Source organism: Nocardia yamanashiensis (assembly GCF_021183565.1).
Classification (GTDB): domain Bacteria; phylum Actinomycetota; class Actinomycetes; order Mycobacteriales; family Mycobacteriaceae; genus Nocardia; species Nocardia yamanashiensis.
Genome location: NZ_CP089226.1, coordinates 6,180,618 through 6,199,055, shown reverse-complemented (window position 1 = coordinate 6,199,055; position 18,438 = coordinate 6,180,618). Strand labels below are relative to the sequence as shown.

Below are 18,438 nucleotides of genomic sequence, written 5' to 3'. Positions count from 1 at the left end.
CATGAAGACGAACCGTTTGTCCACGGCCAATATCGGCGTCCTCGGCATCGTGCTGGCCGTGACGGTCTCCCTGGCCTCCCTGCAGTTCGACCGGCTGCCCTTCGTGCGCTCGGGCGCCGAGTACATCGCCTACTTCGCCGATGCCGGCGGCCTGGTGCCCGGCGACAACGTCCAGGTGGCCGGGGTGAAGTCCGGTCGTGTCGACGAGGTGAAGCTGGACGGCGCGAAAGTGAAGGTGCGCTTCACCCTCGACGAGTCGATTCCGCTGGGCACCAAGACCACCGCGGCCATCAAGACCAATACCGTGCTCGGCCGCAAGTCGATGGAGGTGACTCCGGACGGCGGCGGGACACTCAGCAAGAACGACCCGATTCCGGTGGAGCGCACCACCTCTCCGTACTCGCTCAACGACGCGCTGGGCGACCTGTCCAATACCGTCAAGGACCTGGACATGGACCAGGTCAACAAGACGCTGGACACGCTGTCGGCGACCTTCGCCGACACCCCGGCGCCGTTGCGCAATGCCCTCGACGGCATTTCGGCGCTCTCGCGCAGCATCAACACCCGGGACAAGGCGCTGACCGATCTGCTGAGCAAGGCGCAGGGCGTCACCCACGTGCTCTCGGATCGCGCGGCGAAGATCAATTCGCTGCTGGTGGACGGCAATTCGCTGTTCACCGAGCTGGACGCCCGCAAATCCGCGCTCAGTCAGCTCATCGTCTACGTGAACGGACTGGCGCAGCAGCTCACCGGCTTCGTCAACGACAACGAGGCCGAGCTGAAACCGACCCTGGACAAGCTGAATTCGGTGCTGGGCATCCTGCAGCGGAACCAGCAGGACCTCAAGGACGCGCTCGACGCGGTGGGCCCGTACGCGGGTGCGCTGGGTGAGCAGGTCGGCTCCGGTCCCTACTTCCAGGCCTACATCTCCAACTTCTCCTCCTCGTCACTCGAGGTGCTGGTCGATGCCATGGTCTGGCCGGAGAACGTGCCCGACGCGCTGAAGGCCATGCTGAGCACCCTCGGCCTCTCCCAGGGAAAGACCGGGCCGCAGAAATGAACGCTGTGCGAAACAATCTCGGAAAGCTGCCCCGCGCGGCCAAGATCGGCATCGCGGTGGCGATCGTCGCGGTCCTGGTCGCGGTCGGCTACTCGGCCGCGAGCAAGGTCGGCACCAAGCAGGTGACCGCCTACTTCCCGTCCACGAGCGGCCTGTACGCCGGCGACGACGTACGGATCCTCGGCGTCAAGGTCGGCAAGATCGATTCGGTGGAACCGGGCAAGGACCGGGTGCAGGTCAAGATGACCGTGGATCGCGGCATCGACGTCCCCGCCGACGCCAAGGCCGTGCTGATCTCGCCGTCGCTGGTGTCGGCGCGCTTCGTCCAGCTCGCTCCGGCCTACACCGGCGGGGCCAAGCTGAACGACGGCGGCACGATTCCGATCGAGCGCACCGCGATTCCCGTGGAGTGGGACGACATCAAGGCCGAACTGTCCAAACTGGCAACCACTCTCGGCCCGGTCGGCCAGGACAAGCAGGGTTCCTTCGGGCGCTTCGTCGATACCGCCGCCAACAACCTCGACGGCAATGGCGATGCCTTCCGCTCCACGCTGAAGGAACTGTCCGCCGCGCTCGGCACGCTGTCCGACGGCCGCACCGACCTGTTCGCCACCATCCGCAATCTGCAGCAGTTCGTGGACGTGCTGTCCAAGAGCAACGACCAGATCGTGAGCTTCGGCGGCAAGCTGGCCTCGGTATCCAATGTGCTGGCCAATGTCTCCGCCGATCTCGGTGCGGGACTGGATAATCTGGATATCGCGGTCGACGACGTCAAGCGCTTCATCGACAGTCGCGGCGGCGCGCTCACCGAGGACCTGCAGAAGCTCACCGACGTCACCGGCATCCTGGTGGAGAAGCGGCCGCAGCTCGAGCGCCTGCTGCACTCCGGTCCCACCGCGCTGGTGAACTTCTACCAGCTCTACAAGCCCAATACCGGCAGCCTCACCGGCTACCCGGTGCTCACCAACTTCGCCGATCCGCTCAGCTTCCTGTGCGGCTCGGTGCGGGCCGCGGCGCGGGAAACCTCGGACAAGTCGGCCGATCTGTGCGCCCAGACCCTCGGGCCCGCGCTGTCCAACATGACCATGAACTATCTGCCGTTCATGTTGAGCCCCGCCACCGCCGCGGGCGCGACGCCCGACCAGATCACCTACTCGACCCCGGAGCTCGCGCAGCGGGCCGGACAGGTCAGCGTGCCGGGATCCCTTGCGGACCTGGCGGTTCCGGGAGGCAACAAATGAGAACCCCAGGGGGACGCAAGCGGGTGGCCGGACTGGCCATCGGCGTAGCCATCGCCCTCGGCACCACCGGGTGTCAGTGGGACGGGCTCAACTCGCTGCCGCTGCCCGGCGCCGCCGGAACCGGCGAGGGCGCTTGGGAAGTCAAGATCCAGATGCCGAATGTCACCACGCTGACCCGCAATTCGCCGGTCCGCGTCAATGACGTCACCGTCGGCTCGGTGTCCGGGATCGACGTCGAGGGCTGGCACGCGCTGGTCACCGTCACCTTGGACAAGGGCGTCAAGCTGCCGGCCAATGCCACCGCGAAGATCGGCCAGACCTCGCTGCTGGGCTCCAACCACCTGGAACTGTCGGCGCCCGCGGACGTTCCGGCCACCGGTGAGCTGAAGGCCGGGGACACCATTCCGCTGGAGCGGGCCGGGGCCTACCCGACCACCGAGCAGACGCTGTCCTCGCTGTCGGTGGTGCTCAACGGCGGCGGCATCAGCCAGCTGGAGAACATCACCGGCGAGCTGAACAAGGCGTTCAATGGGCGCACCGATGCCATCCGGGATCTGTTGCCGCAGTTGAACACCCTGGTCACCACCCTGGACGGGCAGACCCGGGACATCATCGCCGCCATGGGCGGGCTGGATCGGTTCTCCGGCGTGCTCGCGCAGCAGCAGGACAAGCTGGCCTCGGCCATCGACAACATCCATCCGGCGCTGACCGTGCTGGCCGATCGGCGCGAGAGCATCACCACCGCGCTGACCTCGCTGGCCAACCTGAGCGACGTGATCTCGAAGTTCGTCGCGGAGGACAACGGCGCGCTGAAACAGGATCTGGCCAATCTGTGGCCGGCGCTGGAGCAGATCGCCAATACCGGCGGCAATCTGACCAAGGCGCTGGGCATGCTGCTCACCTTCCCGTTCCCGATGCACTCGCTGGACGGCGCGGTGCGTGGCGACTACCTGAACGTCAAGATCGTCTACGACCTCACCGTGGCCCGCCTGCAGAAGAACCTCTTCACCGGTACGGCGCTCGGCCCGCGCGGCAGCGGCGTCGAGGGCGTGGTGGGACAGATCGGCGGCACCGACGGCGCGCCCGTCGATCCGAGAACCGCTCCGTTCCAGCCCAATTCGGCCGGCACGCCGACGCTGCCCGGCCTCGGTGCGGTGCCGGGCCTGCCCGCCATCCCGGGGGTCACCGTGCCGCAAGGGAGTGGACAGTGAAACTCACTCGATTCGTCAAGATCCAGCTCGCCATCTTCTCCGTCCTGACCGTGATCGGCCTGGCGGTGATGACCACCGTGTACGTGAAGGCGCCCGCCGCCTTCGGCCTCGGCGTCTACGACGTGACTGTGAAACTGGCCGCCACCGGTGGCCTCTACGAGCACGCCAATGTGGCCTATCGCGGCACCAATGTCGGCAAGGTCGAGGAAGTCCGGCTGACGCCCGAGGGCGTCGACGCCAAGCTCACCATCGACAGCGACTACAAGATCCCCAAGGATGTCGACGCCTGGGTTCGCAGCGTGTCCGCGGTGGGCGAGCAGTACGTGGATCTGGTCCCGGTCTCGAATCCCCAGGGCGGCAATCTGTCCGACGGTTCGGTGATCGCGGTCGAGCGCACCAAGCTGCCGCAGGACGTAGGCACCCTGCTCGATCAGACCGACCGGCTGCTCAACAGCGTCGCCGACACCAAACTGCGCCAGGTCATCGACGATGCCTTCAAGGCGTTCAACGGCGCGGGACCGGATCTGCAGCGCTTCCTGGACTCGGCCACCCTGCTGGTGCAGGAGGCCAAGAACAACACCCAGGCCACCAAGGATCTGATCGACAAGATCGGGCCGTTGCTCGATACCCAGGTGCAGTCCGACGCGAACATTCGCAGCTGGACCGCGGACCTGGCGACGCTGACCGATCAACTGCGCGAACATGATCCGGCGCTGCGCAATGTCGTGCGCAAGACGCCAGGCACCGCCGCCACCGCCGCCCAGCTGCTCCAGGATCTGCAGCCCACGCTGCCGCTGCTGGCCCGCAACCTGGTGAGCGTCGGCCAGGTCAGCTCCATCTACAACCCCAGCATCGAACAGCTGCTGGTGGTGTTCCCGCCGCTGATCGCCGGTCTGCTGACCGCGGCCACGGGCGGGCCCATCGAATACGGCGCCATGGTGGACTTCATGGTCTCGCTGAACGATCCGGTCGGTTGTACCGTCGGCTTCCTCTCGCCGAACGACCGGCGCGACGCGTCCATGCGGGATGCCCCGGCGACCCCGGACAATCTGTATTGCAAGGCGCCGCAGAACGCGCCGTACGCGGTGCGCGGTATTCGCAATACGCCGTGTATGGAGTACCCGGGCCGGCGGGCGCCGACCCCGGAACTGTGCCGCGACCCGAACGGCTATGTTCCCGAGGGCGATATGCCGCTACCCTTCCAGAAGGACGCCCCCGGTGCCGCATCGAGCAACCCGGGCGCTAACTCCGGCGGGACCTCCGGAGCGGCCAGTGGGACACAACCCGCATCGCTGGAAACCCGGTCGTACGATCCCAAGACCGGGACCGTGCTCGGACCGGACAATCGCACGTACCGGATGGGCAATATCGGCCCGGACGGGTCCGGCGTAGTCCCGGCAAGTTTGACGGCAATGGTTCAGGAGCAGATGAAATGAGCGAAACCAGTGGGGTGACAACCCGTACTCGGCGGCGCGCGGTGCGTTCGGAAGGACCGCCGCCGGAGGAGCGGGGGGTCGCCTCACCGGTGCTCGACACCGTGTTGCCGGTGGCCGACAAGGCCCCGGCCGACCAGAATTCCGCGGCGGCCGATGTGGCGGCCACCGCGGAGGTGGCAACGCCCGAGCGTGCTGCCGAAGTCGAAGTGCCGGCGGCGCCGGAGGACACGGTGAAGCTCGACAAGCCCGCCGCGCCGGAGCCCGCCACGGCGATCGAATCCGAAACCGATTCCGCCGCGTCCGAGTCCACTGACACCGAGTCCGGCGAAACCGAAGCGCCCGCAGTCGCTTCGGCTTCCGGCTCGCGGTGGATGCAGGTGCTCGCGGCGGCCTGCGTGGTGCTGGCCGTGGTCGGCCTCGCCGGCACCGGATTCTTCCTCTACGAACGCAATCAGGCCGCGGACCTCGAGGCCCAGCGCACCGAGTACGTGCAGTTCGCCGCCAAGGCCATGACGACCATCGTGAACGTCAACGGCGATACGGCCGGCGAGGACTTCGCCAAGGCCCTGGAGGTCACCTCGGGTGACTTCGCCGCCGATCTGGCCAAGCGCAAGGACGGTTTCGCCGAACTCATCCAGAAGGCCCAGGTGAAGGTCAAGGGCGAGGTCGTCGGCGCCGCGCTGGAGAGCTCGGACGACCACTCCGCCATCGTGCTGGTCGGGGTGAAGCAGCAGCTCACCAATTCCGGTGCGCAGGGGGAACAGCAGCGCCAGTACCGCTTCCGGGTGACGCTCGCCAAGGACGGCGACAAGCTGTCGGTGACGGGAATGGAGATGGTGCTGTGAAGCATCGCAAGCTCGATCTGTATCTGCTCGTCGGCGCCGCGATCTTCCTGATCGCCAGCCTCACCGCCGCCGGCGTGACCGGTTATCTGGCCTGGCAGGAACGCCAATCCGAGTCCGCCCGAACCGATTCGGTGGTGGTGGCCCGGCGCGCCGTGGACGGCATGTTCGGTTACAGCTACCAGTCCGTCGACCTGCAGATGGCCAAGGTCACCGACGATATGACGCCGGAGTTCAAGGCCGACTGGGACAAGGTGGTCTCGGAGAACATCTCCAAGTCCGCCAAGGAGAAGGAACTGGTCGTCACCGCCAATATCCAGGCCACCGGCGTGCTGTCGGCGAGCTCGGACAAGGCCGATGTGATGGTCTTCCTGAACCAGAAGAGCGTCGGCAAGGACCCCGCCACCGGCACCTACATCCAGAGCCGCCTGAAGGTCTCGCTGGAGAAGCAGGGCAGCCGCTGGCTGGTCTCGGACGTCAACCCGATCTGATCGGTCCGGAGTCGAAAGGGCGCACCGCGGAAAAGCGGTGCGCCCTTTGCCTTTCCGATGGTCAGCCGCGCAACAGTACGGCCGCCGTCGTCACCACGTGCTGCATGGGAACCGTGACGCAGTTCTCTTCGGGGTAGTCCGGATCCGGACCTGTCATCGACACGGTGGTGAGCTCGAATCCGCCCGCGGTACCGGTCATCAAGCCGACGGGGCCCACCCCGCCGTAGAAGAGCGAGCCGGACAGTTCGACGATGCTGCCGTCGGATGCGGTGAGCGACATGGCCATCCGGCCGGTACCCGTATCGGCGATGCAGTCACTGATGTCGCGGATCCCGAAGATGCCCAGCCCGGTCTGCGCATCCCAGGTCGCGGTGCCGGGCCGCCCGTCGAAGGTCTTCCCGCCCAGCCGGCCGTTGCAGGTGATCGGCCCGGATCCCGCGTCGTTCAGCGCCTGGGGCGTCAGCGTCGCCGGCGGCGTCATCTGCTCGTGCGCGGTGAACACACACAGCGCGAGCGAGGCCGACCCGTCCGGAGCGGCGGCCGCGCTGCCCGGCTGGCCGGCCGCCGCCGCACAGACGACAGCCAGGCCGCCAATGAAGTTACGTGCTCGCATTCGAAGATTCCCACCTTGTTTCCGATTGTTCCGACGGATAGAACTGCCGGGTCCAGAGCCGGAACCGGCTCAGCGTCGACTCCCCGGCCACCAGGCGCGGATGCGGGTTGTAGCGCTTGTGCTCCCAGATCGGAATGTCCTCGCCGAGCACCTTGACCACGCCCCGCAAGGCGGCCCGGGCGACGATCGGGGCCAGCGCCCGGGACGCGATCCCGTCCGTGCCCTCGCAGGCGACCACCGAGTGCAGGTGCGTCCGCCAGGGCCCGATCGGGGTTTGCAGCCCCCACATCCGCGCCACCACGCCCAATCGCGGGATGGTGAAACGGATATGGGTGTAGCCCAGCCCGGCCATCACGATGGTCTGGTGGGTCTCGAGCGATCCGGCGCGGCCCTGCCCGGTCGACCGGACGTGCACCCGGAACACCGGCCCGTCCGTCTCGCACGGCTCGGCCTCGGCCATGTGCACGTCGTGCAGGACCGACAGGTGCCGGAAGTCGGCGGCGTTCTCGGCCATTTCCTGTGCGTGCGTAGGGATTTCGCCCGACCACCGGAACATCGGCAGCACGGCGGGATCCGCCACCTCGGGCAGCTCCCAGGTCGGCGCCTCGCCTTCCGGGCCGTGCCACACGAACACCATGCCGTGCCGCTCGCGCACCTGGTAATGACTCAATCCGGCCGGAATGGTGGCCCCGTCAGGACTGTCCACGCAGCGGCCGTCCGGGGCGAATTCGAAGCGATGGAACGGGCACACCAGGTTCTCGCCCGATACCGTGCCGCCCACGCCCAGATGCGCGCCCAGATGCGGGCAGTACGGTCGCACCGCACGCACCTCGCCGGAACGGGTCCGGTAGACGACGACCTCGCCGTCCATCAGCCGCGACCGCCGGACCGTCCCCGGCTTCAGATCGCGGAGGTCGGCGACCCGGAACCAGCCGATCGGATAGCCCAGCGGGGCCGTCGGCAACCGATTGTCGTAATCCATTGATCAGGAACGCCTTTCCGCGGTCTCGGGGCGGATGTCGCCGAGCAGCTCGAGCAGTTCGGCGCGCCGGTCGAAGTCGGACGGCTGGGTGAAGAGCTCGACCGGGAACGGTTGCACCACGGGCGCCGGCAAGCCGGGGCCGACCAGCAGCGCCGCCTGGCTGCCGAGCTCGGCCAGCTCTTCGACCAGCGGCTCGTACCGCGCGGGTAACAGGTTGTGCCCCAGCATGAATTCGTGCACCTCGGTGGCGGTGGTGAGGGCCTGCCGCCGCACCGGTGAGCAGATGGGCACCTTCGGGTCCCGGAAGGTCATGGCATCGATGAAGGGCTTCATGAAATCGGCGGCGGGCTGCTGCAGTGGCGAATGGAACGCGCTGTGATAGCCGGGGAACAAGAACATGTGGACGCCCTCTGGCGCGGTGGCCTGTAGCTCGAGCAGTGCCGAGCGCCGGCCCGAAACGACGAAGGAGCGCCTTTCGAGGTCGACCGGACCGGTGTCGACGGCGAGATGCACGCCGGGATGCGCTGGGCCGTAATAGTTTTCCGGACGGTCCGCGACAGCCGTGCCGATCAGCATCATGCCCTGTTCCGGTGCGCCGGGGTCGGCCGGCGGCACCAACCGGCGCTGATGCAGCATGGCGTACAGCTCGTGCCGCTCGATCGCGCCCGCGACGCAGACCCCGATCAGGGCCCCCAGGCTCAGTCCGCCGACCGCGTCGGCCTCGACCCCCTGCTCGGCCAGGTCATCGACCAGGCCGAGTGTCAATGCCGTGTGCCGCAACGCATTACGGCTGTGCTGATCCTCCAGCGCCTCGTCGGCGCCCGCGACGCGGAACTCCGGCTCCGGCAGCCCCGCGACGGCGGCGGCCTCCGCGTACGCCTTCCGGACGGCCGGGCTGCGGCGGTGGAATTCCTCCACCACAGCGGCTTCGAGCGTTACCTGACCCCCGAACAGAAATGAAACCCGCATGATCTCCCCTGATCCGTGACGGAATGACCGCGCCGCGTCTCGCACGCGGGCGGTGATAGAAACTCGGCAGCGTCGCCGATCGGCTTCACCAGGCGACGGGCAGCTCGGCGACCCCGCCGGTGAACACGTCCTCGCGCATCCGCACCGTGGCCGGATCGACCGCCAGCCGCATGGTCGGGAATCGCGAAACGAGTTGTGTATAAACGACTTGCAGTTCGATTCGGGCCAGCGGCGCGCCCACGCAGTACCGCACGCCGTACCCGAAGGTCAGATGCGCCGCCTCTTTCCGGGCGATATCGATCCGGTCCGGATCGGTGAACACCGCCGCATCGTGATTGGCCGCCGTGAGATCCAGGACCACCAGTTCGCCCGCGCCGATCCCGACGCCGTCGACCTCGAAATCCGCACGGGCGTACCGGGGCAGGCCCACGGCGTCCGGCACCCGCAGCAGTTCTTCCGCCGCGCCCGCGACCAGCTCGGGACGGTCCACCAGCGCCTGCCATTGCGCCCGGTCCCGCAACAGATGCAAGGCGCCCATGCCGATCTGGACGACCGAGGTCTCGTGCCCGGCGAACAGCATGAGCATGGCGAGCAGGGCGGCCCCGGAGTCGGTGAGATCATCGCGCTCACACAGCCGGGAGATGACGTCATCGGCCGGGTCGGTGCGTTTGCGAGCCACCAGGGTCGTGCAATAGCCGAGCATTTCACCCGCGGCGGTCGCGGCTTTGAGCGCGTCGGTGGCGGTGGCCATGGCATCGGTCCAGCGGTGCAGGTCGCCGCGCTCCGGTTCCGGTACGCCGAGCAACTCGCAGATCACCAGCAGCGGCAGCGGCAAGGCCACCGCGGCGTAGAGATCGGCCGGCGAACCGTTCGCGGCCATGGTGTCGAAGAGTCCCGCGGCGATCTCCTCGACGCGCCCGCGGAACGCGCGCATCTTCGCCGGCGCGAAGAACGGCTGCAGTATGCCGCGCATGCGTTCGTGCTCGGCGTGCTCGGTGGCGAAATCACCCATCGGGCCGCCGAAGAACGTCGACTCCGCCACCCGCGCCGCGGTTTCCGGCGCCGGATGGGCGCGACCGAGATTCGGATCGGAGAAGAGCTTTCGGACCTGTTGGTAGTCCGATACCAGCCAGCCCTGGTGCCCCATGGCGGTGGTGATCCGGCGGATGCCGCGGTGGTCGATCGGGCAGCCGGTCGCGGGCGTTTCGAGTGTCATGCGGTCACCACTCCAGCGGCAGGGCGACCAGGCCCTTGGTGGCCACGTCGTCGCGCATCGTCAATTCCGACGGGTCGACCGCGAGCCGCAGGCCCGGGAACTTCGCGATCAGTTGCTCGAACGCGACGGCGAGTTCCAGGCGGGCGAGCGGTGCGCCGACGCAGTAGCGCGGCCCGTAGCCGAATGCCAGGTGCCCGCCCTGCTTGCGGGTCACGTCGACCGCGCGCGGGTCGGTGAAGACCTCGGGATCGTGATTGGCCGAATCCACATCGAGCAGTACTAGATCACCGGCGGTGAAGCGCTGCCCTTCGACATCCATGTCGGTGCGGGCGTAGCGAATGAATCCCGTCGAATCCTGCACTCGCAGTAGCTCTTCCACCGCATTGGGGACGAGTTGTGGATTGCCCGCCAGATGCTGCCACTGGCCGCGGTCCTCGAGCAGCTTCAGCAGGCCCAGGCCGAGTTCGACGACCGTCGTCTCCTGCCCCGCCAGCAGCAGCACCATTGCCAAAGTGGCGATGGCGTCGTCGGTGAGTTCGGGGTTCGCGCACAGCTGGGACAACACGTCCTCGCCCGGCTCCACCCGTTTGCGCTGGATCAACGCCATGCAATAGACGAACCATTCGGCGCCGGCCTGTGCGGACTTCTGCGCGTCCCGTTTATCGAAGATCCCGGCACTCCAGTGCTGGAACTTCTCCCGATCCGCGTAGGGCACACCCAGCAGCTCGCAGATCACGAAGACGGGCAGGCGGCTCGCGACGTGTTCGTGAAAATCCGCGGGTGACCCGGCCGCCGCGAATTCGGCCAGCACGTCGGCGGTGACGGATTCGATGCGGGGCAGCAGCGCCCGCATGGCGGAGGGGGAGAACAGCGGATTCAGCAGCGTGCGCAGCCGCTCGTGATCTTCCCACTCGGTGTCGAAGTTACCGATCGGCCCGCCGAAAAGCGTCGACTCCGTCTTGCGGGGCGCCGTCTCGGGCGTCGGATGGGAACGTCCTAATCGCCTGTCGCAGAACATTTTCCGGACGTTGGCGTGACCGGTTACCAGCCAGGCGTCATCGCCGGTTTCGGTGGTGATGCGGCGGACCGGGCAGCCCGGTGCGATGGATTCGGTGCTCATTGTTGCCACACTCCCCAAGGTGTCAACGTGTAAGAGATTGCGCCACAAGCCAATTCGGCCGGGTCATCGATCTGCTCCCCGCTCGACAGTAGAACACGTTTCAGTAGGATACAAGGGGATATCGACATTCGTTTGCGTGCACCGAGGGTCACACCTATCTGTCGTAGTTTTATTGAGCTGCTTGATATTTCATGTGTGGCCGTCTGGGGGAACTCGTTCTACTTTGTGGGGCATGGCCTTCAACATTGCCGACCTGTTCGAGCACGCCGTCGACGCGGTGCCGGAGCGGGTGGCCGTCATCTGCGGCGAGCGCCGGGCCACGTATCGCGAGTTGGACGAGCGGGCGAACCGTCTTGCGCATCAGCTGGCGGCGCGGGGCATCGGCAAGGGTGACCACATCGGGGTGTACTCGCGCAATTCGATCGAGGCGATCGAGGCGATGTACGCCGCGTTCAAACTGCGTGCGGTTCCGGTGAGCGTGAACTACCGCTATGTGGCCGACGAGGTCCGGTACCTCGCCGAAAATGCCGATCTGGTCGCGCTGATTCACGAACGCCGGTACTCCGATATCGTCGCCGGCCTCTTCCCCCGGCTCGCGCGGCTCGAGCACGCGATCGTCATCGATGATGGGTCGGACCTGGACTTTTCGCGTTACGCGGGTGCCGAGTACGAGGCCGCACTCGCTGCCGGGTCGCCGGTGCGTGACTTCGGCGAACGTAGTGGCGACGACATCTACATGCTCTACACGGGCGGTACCACCGGATATCCGAAGGGCGTGGTGTGGCGGCACGAGGACGTCTGGCGGGCGCTCGGCGGCGGCATCCACCATGTCACCGGCGAATACATAACCGACGAGTACCACTTCGCGAAGCAGGCGGGGTCCACCGGCTACGTCATGAGCTGGTTGCCGGCCGCGCCGCTGATCCATGCCGCGCAGTGGATCGCGTTCATGGCGTTGAACTCCGGCGGTACGGTCGTTCTGGTGCCGCAGTTCGACGCGGCCGCCATCTGGCGGGCGATCGAAGGCCACGGCGTGCATTTCCTGCAGATCGCGGGCGACGCCATGGCTCGACCGCTGCTGGACGCCTATCTCGCGGGGAACTACGACACCACCTCGCTGGTCGCTCTGAGCAGCGGCGCGGCGCTGTTCTCCCAACCCCTCAAACGGCGGTACCTCGACACCTTCCCGAACCTGATCATCACCGACAACGTGGGCTCGTCGGAGGGCGGATTGACCGGAATCGGCCAGCTGAGCAAGGATTCCGATCACTCGGACGGGCCGCGAGTGCACGTCAGCAAGCAGGCGGTGCTCATCGGTGACGACGGTGAACTCGTCACGCCGGAGCCCGGTGCGGTGGGCAGGCTGGCGCGGGGCGGACCGGTGCCGCTCGGTTACTACAAAGACCCGGAGAAGACCGCGGCGCTCTTCGCCGAGATCGGCGGGGAACGCTATGTCGTGCCCGGCGATTACGCCCGCTACGAGGCGGACGGCACGGTCACCCTGCTCGGGCGCGGCTCGGAATGCATCAATACCGGCGGCGAGAAGGTGTTCCCGGAGGAGGTCGAGGGCACGCTGAAATCGCACCCGGATGTCCACGACGCCTTGGTGATCGGCATTCCGGACGATCGTTACGGCTGGTCGGTGGCTGCCGTCGTGCAGCCGCGTACCGGTGCGACAATCGATTTCGCGGCCCTGGGCGGCCATCTGCGCACTCTGATCGCGGGTTACAAAGTGCCGCGCACCTTCTGGATCGTCGAGGAGATCGAACGCCGAGCCAGCGGCAAGGCCGACTATCCGTGGGCCAAGCGGTACGCCGCGGCGAACCCGGAGCGGGGGATGCGCTACCAGTAGGCGCCGGGGATCAGTTTGGTGGCGCGGCGGGCGGTGCGTGCGATGACCCGCACCGCCTTCGGCTGGGGCCGAGGGGCGCGATGTGGCTGTGCAGGACTGGGTTGCTCGTTCGTATCCGATTGTCTTGCTTCTGCTTTGGATGCCGAAGACTCCGGAAGCCGGCGGTAGAACTCGTGCAGGGTCCGGCTCATGATGCCGGGGGTGAACAGCGCGCCGAGTTCGCCCGCGGTCCCGGCGGGGGTATCGATGCGTCTGGGGCGCTCGACCAGTGCGCGCACCACGACCGCGGCCGCCCACTCGGCGGAGCGGCTGGGAAAGAACTCGGAGTTCTTGCTGGGCGCGCTCATCGGGGTTTCCACCAGCGGCATGTGGATGGTGGTGAAGGTGACCCCGTCGGACCGCATCTCCACGGCGGCGACCTCGGTGAATTTGTCCAGTGCCGCCTTGCTGGCCGCGTACGCGGCGAAACGCGGCGGCGCCACCTGGACCGCGGAACTGGAGACATTGACGATGTGGCCGGTGCGGCGCTCGCGCATCCGCGGGGTGAGCGCGAGGATCAGGCGGACCGCGGCAATGTAGTTGACCGCCATGGTGCGCTCGAAGTCATGCACCCGGTCGGTGGACAGATGCAGGGCCCGGCGAATGGAGCGGCCCGCATTGTTGACCAGCATATCGACGTGATCATGTTGGGAAAGTACGGCTTTCGCCGTGTGCTCGACCGACTCGGCGTCGGTGATGTCGCAGGGATAGCCGAAAGCCGCGCCGCCGGCGTCGCGTATCTCCCGCACGACCGCGTCGAGTTCGGCCGCGCGCCGGGCCAGCAGCAGTACTACCGCGCCTTTCGCGGCGATCGCGATCGCGGCGGCGCGGCCGATGCCGGAAGACGCGCCGGTGATCAGCACATGCCGACCGGTGAGCGGTGTCCCAGTGGGTTTCCTGTAATTGCGGTCGGTGTCCATGCGCGCCCCCAGTAATGCTCTGTAATCGGCTGTGCGACAACATAATTCGTTTGGCACAGTCGAGATTCCCTTCGAGTTCGACAGTAGAACCAGTTACACTTCGGCGCAAGCGTGTACAGCTCGCAAGTCGAAACTCGGGGGAACGCCGGTGGGGAAAAGTATTGGTAACACGGCGAATTCGGAATGGACGGCGGAGGCGATCCCGGACCTGTCCGGCCGGACGGCCGTGGTGACTGGAGCCAATACCGGCTTGGGATTCGAAACCGCGCTCCTGCTCGCCGCGCACGGCGCTCACGTCGTCATGGCGTGCCGGAATCCGTCGAAAGCGACAGCCGCTGCCGAACGGATCCGCGCCTCGGTTCCGTCCGCCCGGCTGACCGCGATCGAGGTGGAGCTGAGCTCGCTGGACTCGGTGCGCGCGGCCGCGGAATCGATTCGCGTGCAGTGCGATCGGATAGAGCTGCTCGTCAACAACGCCGGTACCGCCAATGTGCGGCGCGAGCTGAGCCGGGACGGTTTCGAACTGACCTTGGCCACCAACCATCTCGGCCCCTTCGCCCTCACCGGATTGCTGCTGGACCGCGTACTGGCGGCGTCAGGCGCCCGCATCGTCACCGTCAGCAGCCGCAGTCATGCCCGCGGCGTCCTCGAATTCGACGATCTCCACTTCGCCCGCCGCCCTTACACATTGGCCGCGGCCTACGCGCAATCCAAACTCGCCGGGCTGCTGTTCACCGATGAGCTGAACCATCGGCTCGAAGACTCCGGCGCCATCGCCGTGGCGGCGCACCCCGGCACCGCGATCACCGATTTCGCCGACAATATGAGCCTCCCGGTGCGCGCGGTCAGCAAGCTCGCCCGCAAGCTCGCGGCGGCGGCGACCCTGCCGGGGCGCGGACCTTTGGCGCTGGGGGTCAACACCGCCGTTCAGGGCGCGCTGACCACGGTGCGCGCCGCCACCGACCCGCAGGTGTCCGGCGGCGAGTTCTACGGCCCGCACGAGGGTTCGAAAGGCCATCCGGTTCGCGTCGAACCCGCTCCCAATGCTCACGACGAGGTGGCCCGCCGTCGATTGTGGAGCGAGTCCGAACGCTTGACCGGCGTGCGGTACCCGGCCCTGCTGGATTGATCAGCGCCGCACGCCCGGGTCGACGTCGTCGTCGGTGAGCAATGCGCTGCCGGCCACCCGGTCCTGGGCGAGGGCGTCGAGGAAGGCTCGGGCCCAGCGGTCCACGTCGTGGGTGAGGACCTGGCGGCGCATGGAGCGCATGCGGCGGCGGCGGGTGTCCTTGTCGTCGTCGAGGGCGCCGACGAGGGCTTCCTTGACGCTTTCGAGGTCGTGGGGGTTGCAGAGGTAGGACTGGCGGAGTTCGGCTGCGGCGCCGGTGAATTCGCTCAAGACAAGCGCGCCGGTGAGGCCGCCTTGGCAGGCTACGTATTCCTTGGCCACCAGGTTCATGCCGTCGCGCAGGGGGGTGACGATCATGACGTCGGCGGCCACGAAGAAGGAGATGAGTTCTTCGCGGGGGATGGGGCGGTGCAGGTAGTGGACCACGGGGTAGCCGACGCGGGAGAACTCGCCGTTGATGCGGCCGACCTGGCGTTCGATATCGCCGCGCATCTGTTTGTAGGACTCGACGCGTTCGCGGCTGGGGGTGGCCAGCTGGACCATGACGGTTTCCTCGGGGTCCACACGGCCCTCGTGGAGCAGTTCCTCCAGGGCGGCCAGGCGGATGTCGATGCCCTTGGTGTAGTCCAGGCGGTCGACGCCGAGCAGGATGTTCTTCGGATTGCCCAGTTCCGCACGGATTTTCGCGGCGCGTTCGCGGACATTGCGGCGGCGCGAGTACTCGTCCAGTTCGGTGGAGGCGATGGAGATGGGGAAGGCGCCGACGCGGACGGTGCGGAAACCCACCTGCACCACACCGAGTTTCGAGCGGACGCCGACATTGCCGCGCGAAGTCGGCTGGCCCGCAAGCCTTCTGGCGAGGTAGAGGAAGTTCTGCGCGCCGCCGGGCAGATGGAAACCGATCAGGTCGGCGCCCAGCAGGCCCTCGACGATCTCGGTGCGCCACGGCATCTGCATGAACAGTTCCACCGGCGGGAACGGAATGTGCAGGAAAAAGCCGATGGTCAGATCCGGGCGCAGCATGCGCAGCATCTTCGGCACCAGCTGCAACTGGTAGTCCTGCACCCACACGGTCGCGCCCTCGGCGGCGACCTTGGCGGTGTGTTCGGCGAAACGGCGGTTCACCTGCACGTACGCCTGCCACCAGTTGCGGTCGTACACCGGGCGCACGATCACATCGTGATAGAGCGGCCACAGGGTGGCGTTGGAGAAGCCTTCGTAGTAATCGGCGACCTCTTCGGCCGACAACGGCACCGGATGCAACTCCAGGCCGTCCTCGACGATCGGGTCGATATCGACATCGGGGACACCCGCCCAGCCGACCCATGCGCCTTTGTTGTTGCGCAGCACCGGCTCCAGGGCGGTCACCAAGCCGCCGGGGCTGCGCTTCCAGCGGGTCGTACCGTCGGGTAGGCGTTCCAGGTCCACCGGCAGCCGGTTGGCGACGACGACGAAACCGGAGCCGGAGCTATCCGGGGCCACGGGTCATTCGCCTCGCGCGTTGGGACCGATGCCCAGCATGGACAGCAGCATGCGGCATTCATCGGCGTCGGTCGCGTAAGCCGCCACTACCCGCTGGGCTTGACGAGCGGTTTCGTCGGCCAGGGGTTCCAGATCGTCGTCCGCGATATCGTTCGCGCCGGTCTTCGCGGCCATCTTCATGTCCTCTCGGGTTCATTGCCTCGGGATCGACGTCCATCGTATCTGTCCGGGATGGCCGCCCTGTCCGGTCGGTGCGGCTCGAGCCCCAAGCGTGATGCACCGCGAAACGTTCCGGAGGCGAATGGCTATACGGTGGACGAAGCTGAAGTCGAACCAACCGATGAAGGGGTTGTACGCCATGCCGTTGGCCACGGTGAACGGAATCTCACTGAACTACCAGGTCAAGGGGGACCGGGCCAAGGGCACCGACGTCAAGGGCGGGGGTCCGCTGGTCGTCATGATCATGGGCACCGGCAGCCCGGGCCGGGTGTGGGAACTGCACCAGGTGCCCGCGCTGGTCGCCGCCGGATATCGGGTGTGCACCTTCGACAATCGCGGGATCGCGCCGTCCTACGAGGCGGCGAGCGGCATGACCATCGACGATCTGGTGCGCGACACCGCGGCGCTGATCGAATTCCTCGGTGAGGGACCGGCCCTGGTGGTCGGGCAGTCCATGGGCTCGCGGGTCGCGCAGGAACTCGCCCTCGCCCGCCCCGACCTGGTGCGCAAGGCCGTTTTCATGGCCGGGCACGGTCGCCTCGACCAGTTCCAGAAGACGCTGTCGCTGGGCGAGCACGAACTGGACGCGGCCGGCACCCGGCTGCCCGCCAAGTACGACGCGGCGCTCACCGCCATCATGAACCTCTCGCCCGCGACGCTGGCCGACACCAATGCCGCCCGGGACTGGCTGGATCTGTTCGAGTTCACCGGCGGCCCGGTCTCGCCCGGCGTGCGGGCGCAGCGGCGGATGGACCACGATTTCGACCGTTTGGCCGCATACCGGCAGATCAGCGTGCCGTGCCTGTCCATGGGCTTCGCCGACGACCGGATGATCCCGCCCTACCTGTCCCGCGAGGTCGCGGACGTGATTCCGGGCGCTCGCTACCAGGAAATCCCTGATGCGGGCCATTTCGGATACCTGGAGCGCCCCGAGGCGGTCAACAAGGTCCTGCTGGAATTCTTCGCCGGGGCATGAAGGTAACCGCCCAGCGGTAACACCCTCCTTGCTAGGGTCGAATCAACGTCGGGGGTTCGTTCGATGCTCGTGATCACAACCGGGCAGAGTTACGATCCGTCAGCGTTCCCGTACACAGCGCCAGTATCCAGTGAGGTGAAATGAGCACCAATCCTTTCGACGACGAAGACGGCCGGTTCTTCGTCCTGGTCAACGACGAGGAGCAGCATTCGCTGTGGCCGGCCTTCGCCGAGGTCCCGGCCGGGTGGCGAGTCGTGTTCGGCGAGGACAGCCGCGCGGCTTGCGTCGAATACGTCGAGAAGAACTGGACGGATATGCGTCCCAAGAGCCTTCGTGATGCCATGGCCGCCGATGACGCGGCCCGTCAGGCGGCTCAGTCCTGATCGACCGCGGTTAGCCCCGATACGGCACGGGAACGGTTTTCCTGATGCGGCCGAGTCACCCTCGGCCGCATAAGGATCTGCCCCGGGTTGCTATCGGAACCAACTGGGACGCCGGCTTTTCCGCGCAGCCGGCCCACCTGGTTAAGATGGCTCCGCACCCTGCCTCCTTAGCTCAGTGGTAGAGCACCGCTCTTGTAAAGCGAAGGTCGTCAGTTCAATCCTGACAGGGGGCTCTCCCGCCTCCCCACGACTGCTGC

At 67.0% G+C, this 18,438-nt stretch carries 18 protein-coding genes and 1 tRNA gene; 11 read left to right on the top strand and 8 right to left on the bottom strand.

Annotation, left to right across the window (positions count from 1 at the left end):
• The first annotated feature begins 1 nt into the window (after position 1).
• From LTV02_RS28605 to LTV02_RS28580, 6 genes are read left to right on the top strand one after another with little or no spacing between them, the layout of a single operon-like run.
• Entirely contained in the window at positions 2–1,060 is a 1,059-nt protein-coding gene (locus LTV02_RS28605) for an MCE family protein (RefSeq protein WP_233034936.1), read from the top strand.
• On the top strand, positions 1,057–2,301 hold the full coding sequence (locus LTV02_RS28600; protein WP_233034934.1) for an MCE family protein: 1,245 nt from the start codon (positions 1,057–1,059) through the stop codon (positions 2,299–2,301). The genes LTV02_RS28605 and LTV02_RS28600 overlap by 4 nt, the downstream gene beginning before the upstream one ends.
• On the top strand, positions 2,298–3,512 hold the full coding sequence (locus LTV02_RS28595) for an MCE family protein (RefSeq protein ID WP_233034932.1): 1,215 nt from the start codon (positions 2,298–2,300) through the stop codon (positions 3,510–3,512). Before LTV02_RS28600 ends, LTV02_RS28595 begins: the two co-directional genes overlap by 4 nt.
• A complete protein-coding gene (locus LTV02_RS28590) occupies positions 3,509–4,948 on the top strand; it encodes an MCE family protein (protein ID WP_233034931.1) in 1,440 nt (479 codons plus the stop codon). Before LTV02_RS28595 ends, LTV02_RS28590 begins: the two co-directional genes overlap by 4 nt.
• Positions 4,945–5,793 carry a hypothetical protein gene (locus LTV02_RS28585; RefSeq protein WP_233034930.1) on the top strand — a complete coding sequence of 283 codons (849 nt, stop codon included), beginning with the start codon at positions 4,945–4,947 and terminating at the stop codon, positions 5,791–5,793. The genes LTV02_RS28590 and LTV02_RS28585 overlap by 4 nt, the downstream gene beginning before the upstream one ends.
• Positions 5,790–6,281: a h domain protein gene (locus LTV02_RS28580; protein ID WP_233034929.1), complete on the top strand. Its 492-nt coding sequence runs from the start codon at positions 5,790–5,792 to the stop codon at positions 6,279–6,281. Before LTV02_RS28585 ends, LTV02_RS28580 begins: the two co-directional genes overlap by 4 nt.
• Positions 6,282–6,342: 61 nt before the next feature.
• On the opposite strand, the gene LTV02_RS28575 is transcribed toward LTV02_RS28580, so the two are convergent.
• The 5 genes from LTV02_RS28575 to LTV02_RS28555 form a co-directional block, all read right to left on the bottom strand.
• Entirely contained in the window at positions 6,343–6,894 is a 552-nt protein-coding gene (locus LTV02_RS28575; protein ID WP_233034928.1) for a hypothetical protein, read from the bottom strand.
• A complete protein-coding gene (locus tag LTV02_RS28570) occupies positions 6,881–7,876 on the bottom strand; it encodes an aromatic ring-hydroxylating oxygenase subunit alpha (RefSeq protein ID WP_233034927.1) in 996 nt (331 codons plus the stop codon). The genes LTV02_RS28575 and LTV02_RS28570 overlap by 14 nt, the downstream gene beginning before the upstream one ends.
• A gap of 3 nt (positions 7,877–7,879) precedes the next feature.
• On the bottom strand, positions 7,880–8,845 hold the full coding sequence (locus tag LTV02_RS28565) for a hypothetical protein (protein ID WP_233034926.1): 966 nt from the start codon (positions 8,843–8,845) through the stop codon (positions 7,880–7,882).
• Positions 8,846–8,930: 85 nt separating this feature from the next.
• Entirely contained in the window at positions 8,931–10,061 is a 1,131-nt protein-coding gene (locus LTV02_RS28560; RefSeq protein ID WP_233034925.1) for a cytochrome P450, read from the bottom strand.
• A gap of 4 nt (positions 10,062–10,065) precedes the next feature.
• A complete protein-coding gene (locus LTV02_RS28555; RefSeq protein ID WP_233034923.1) occupies positions 10,066–11,181 on the bottom strand; it encodes a cytochrome P450 in 1,116 nt (371 codons plus the stop codon).
• A 232-nt stretch (positions 11,182–11,413) separates the two neighbouring features.
• On the opposite strand from LTV02_RS28555, the gene LTV02_RS28550 reads away from it, so the two are divergent.
• Positions 11,414–13,033: an acyl-CoA synthetase gene (locus LTV02_RS28550; RefSeq protein ID WP_233034922.1), complete on the top strand. Its 1,620-nt coding sequence runs from the start codon at positions 11,414–11,416 to the stop codon at positions 13,031–13,033.
• Here the strand turns inward: LTV02_RS28550 and LTV02_RS28545 are convergent.
• A complete protein-coding gene (locus LTV02_RS28545; RefSeq protein WP_233034921.1) occupies positions 13,024–13,992 on the bottom strand; it encodes an SDR family NAD(P)-dependent oxidoreductase in 969 nt (322 codons plus the stop codon). The two genes, LTV02_RS28550 and LTV02_RS28545, sit on opposite strands and share 10 nt — an antisense overlap.
• Positions 13,993–14,140: 148 nt before the next feature.
• Here LTV02_RS28545 and LTV02_RS28540 point away from each other — a divergent pair, with 148 nt between their 5' ends.
• The gene (locus tag LTV02_RS28540) at positions 14,141–15,121 is read left to right on the top strand and encodes an oxidoreductase (protein ID WP_233034920.1); all 981 of its coding nucleotides are present in this window, start codon (positions 14,141–14,143) and stop codon (positions 15,119–15,121) included.
• On the opposite strand, the gene LTV02_RS28535 is transcribed toward LTV02_RS28540, so the two are convergent.
• Together LTV02_RS28535 and LTV02_RS28530 are read right to left on the bottom strand one after the other, a co-directional pair.
• Positions 15,122–16,603, bottom strand: a complete 1,482-nt coding sequence (locus tag LTV02_RS28535; protein ID WP_233034919.1) for an alpha,alpha-trehalose-phosphate synthase (UDP-forming) — start codon at positions 16,601–16,603, stop codon at positions 15,122–15,124.
• 3 nt (positions 16,604–16,606) lie between these two features.
• Positions 16,607–16,777, bottom strand: coding sequence for a hypothetical protein (locus tag LTV02_RS28530; protein ID WP_169815427.1), 171 nt, complete (start codon positions 16,775–16,777; stop codon positions 16,607–16,609).
• A gap of 184 nt (positions 16,778–16,961) precedes the next feature.
• Between LTV02_RS28530 and LTV02_RS28525 the strand changes: the two genes are divergently transcribed.
• The 3 genes from LTV02_RS28525 (at position 16,962) to LTV02_RS28515 (ending at position 18,414) form a co-directional block, all read left to right on the top strand.
• Positions 16,962–17,798 carry an alpha/beta fold hydrolase gene (locus LTV02_RS28525; RefSeq protein ID WP_067721018.1) on the top strand — a complete coding sequence of 279 codons (837 nt, stop codon included), beginning with the start codon at positions 16,962–16,964 and terminating at the stop codon, positions 17,796–17,798.
• Between the two features lie 140 nt (positions 17,799–17,938).
• Positions 17,939–18,181, top strand: a complete 243-nt coding sequence (locus LTV02_RS28520) for an MbtH family protein (protein ID WP_019931522.1) — start codon at positions 17,939–17,941, stop codon at positions 18,179–18,181.
• Positions 18,182–18,342: 161 nt separating this feature from the next.
• Positions 18,343–18,414 (top strand) — tRNA-Thr (locus tag LTV02_RS28515).
• Positions 18,415–18,438: the final 24 nt, after the last annotated feature.

Coding starts and splice junctions, on each gene's coding strand:
- LTV02_RS28605 (WP_233034936.1), top strand. CDS start 2: ATGAAGACGAACCGTTTGTCCACGGCCAATATCGGCGTCCTCGGCATC.
- LTV02_RS28600 (WP_233034934.1), top strand. CDS start 1,057: ATGAACGCTGTGCGAAACAATCTCGGAAAGCTGCCCCGCGCGGCCAAG.
- LTV02_RS28595 (WP_233034932.1), top strand. CDS start 2,298: ATGAGAACCCCAGGGGGACGCAAGCGGGTGGCCGGACTGGCCATCGGC.
- LTV02_RS28585 (WP_233034930.1), top strand. CDS start 4,945: ATGAGCGAAACCAGTGGGGTGACAACCCGTACTCGGCGGCGCGCGGTG.
- LTV02_RS28575 (WP_233034928.1), bottom strand. CDS start 6,894: ATGCGAGCACGTAACTTCATTGGCGGCCTGGCTGTCGTCTGTGCGGCG.
- LTV02_RS28570 (WP_233034927.1), bottom strand. CDS start 7,876: ATGGATTACGACAATCGGTTGCCGACGGCCCCGCTGGGCTATCCGATC.
- LTV02_RS28565 (WP_233034926.1), bottom strand. CDS start 8,845: ATGCGGGTTTCATTTCTGTTCGGGGGTCAGGTAACGCTCGAAGCCGCT.
- LTV02_RS28560 (WP_233034925.1), bottom strand. CDS start 10,061: ATGACACTCGAAACGCCCGCGACCGGCTGCCCGATCGACCACCGCGGC.
- LTV02_RS28555 (WP_233034923.1), bottom strand. CDS start 11,181: ATGAGCACCGAATCCATCGCACCGGGCTGCCCGGTCCGCCGCATCACC.
- LTV02_RS28550 (WP_233034922.1), top strand. CDS start 11,414: ATGGCCTTCAACATTGCCGACCTGTTCGAGCACGCCGTCGACGCGGTG.
- LTV02_RS28545 (WP_233034921.1), bottom strand. CDS start 13,992: ATGGACACCGACCGCAATTACAGGAAACCCACTGGGACACCGCTCACC.
- LTV02_RS28530 (WP_169815427.1), bottom strand. CDS start 16,777: ATGGCCGCGAAGACCGGCGCGAACGATATCGCGGACGACGATCTGGAA.
- LTV02_RS28525 (WP_067721018.1), top strand. CDS start 16,962: ATGCCGTTGGCCACGGTGAACGGAATCTCACTGAACTACCAGGTCAAG.
- LTV02_RS28520 (WP_019931522.1), top strand. CDS start 17,939: ATGAGCACCAATCCTTTCGACGACGAAGACGGCCGGTTCTTCGTCCTG.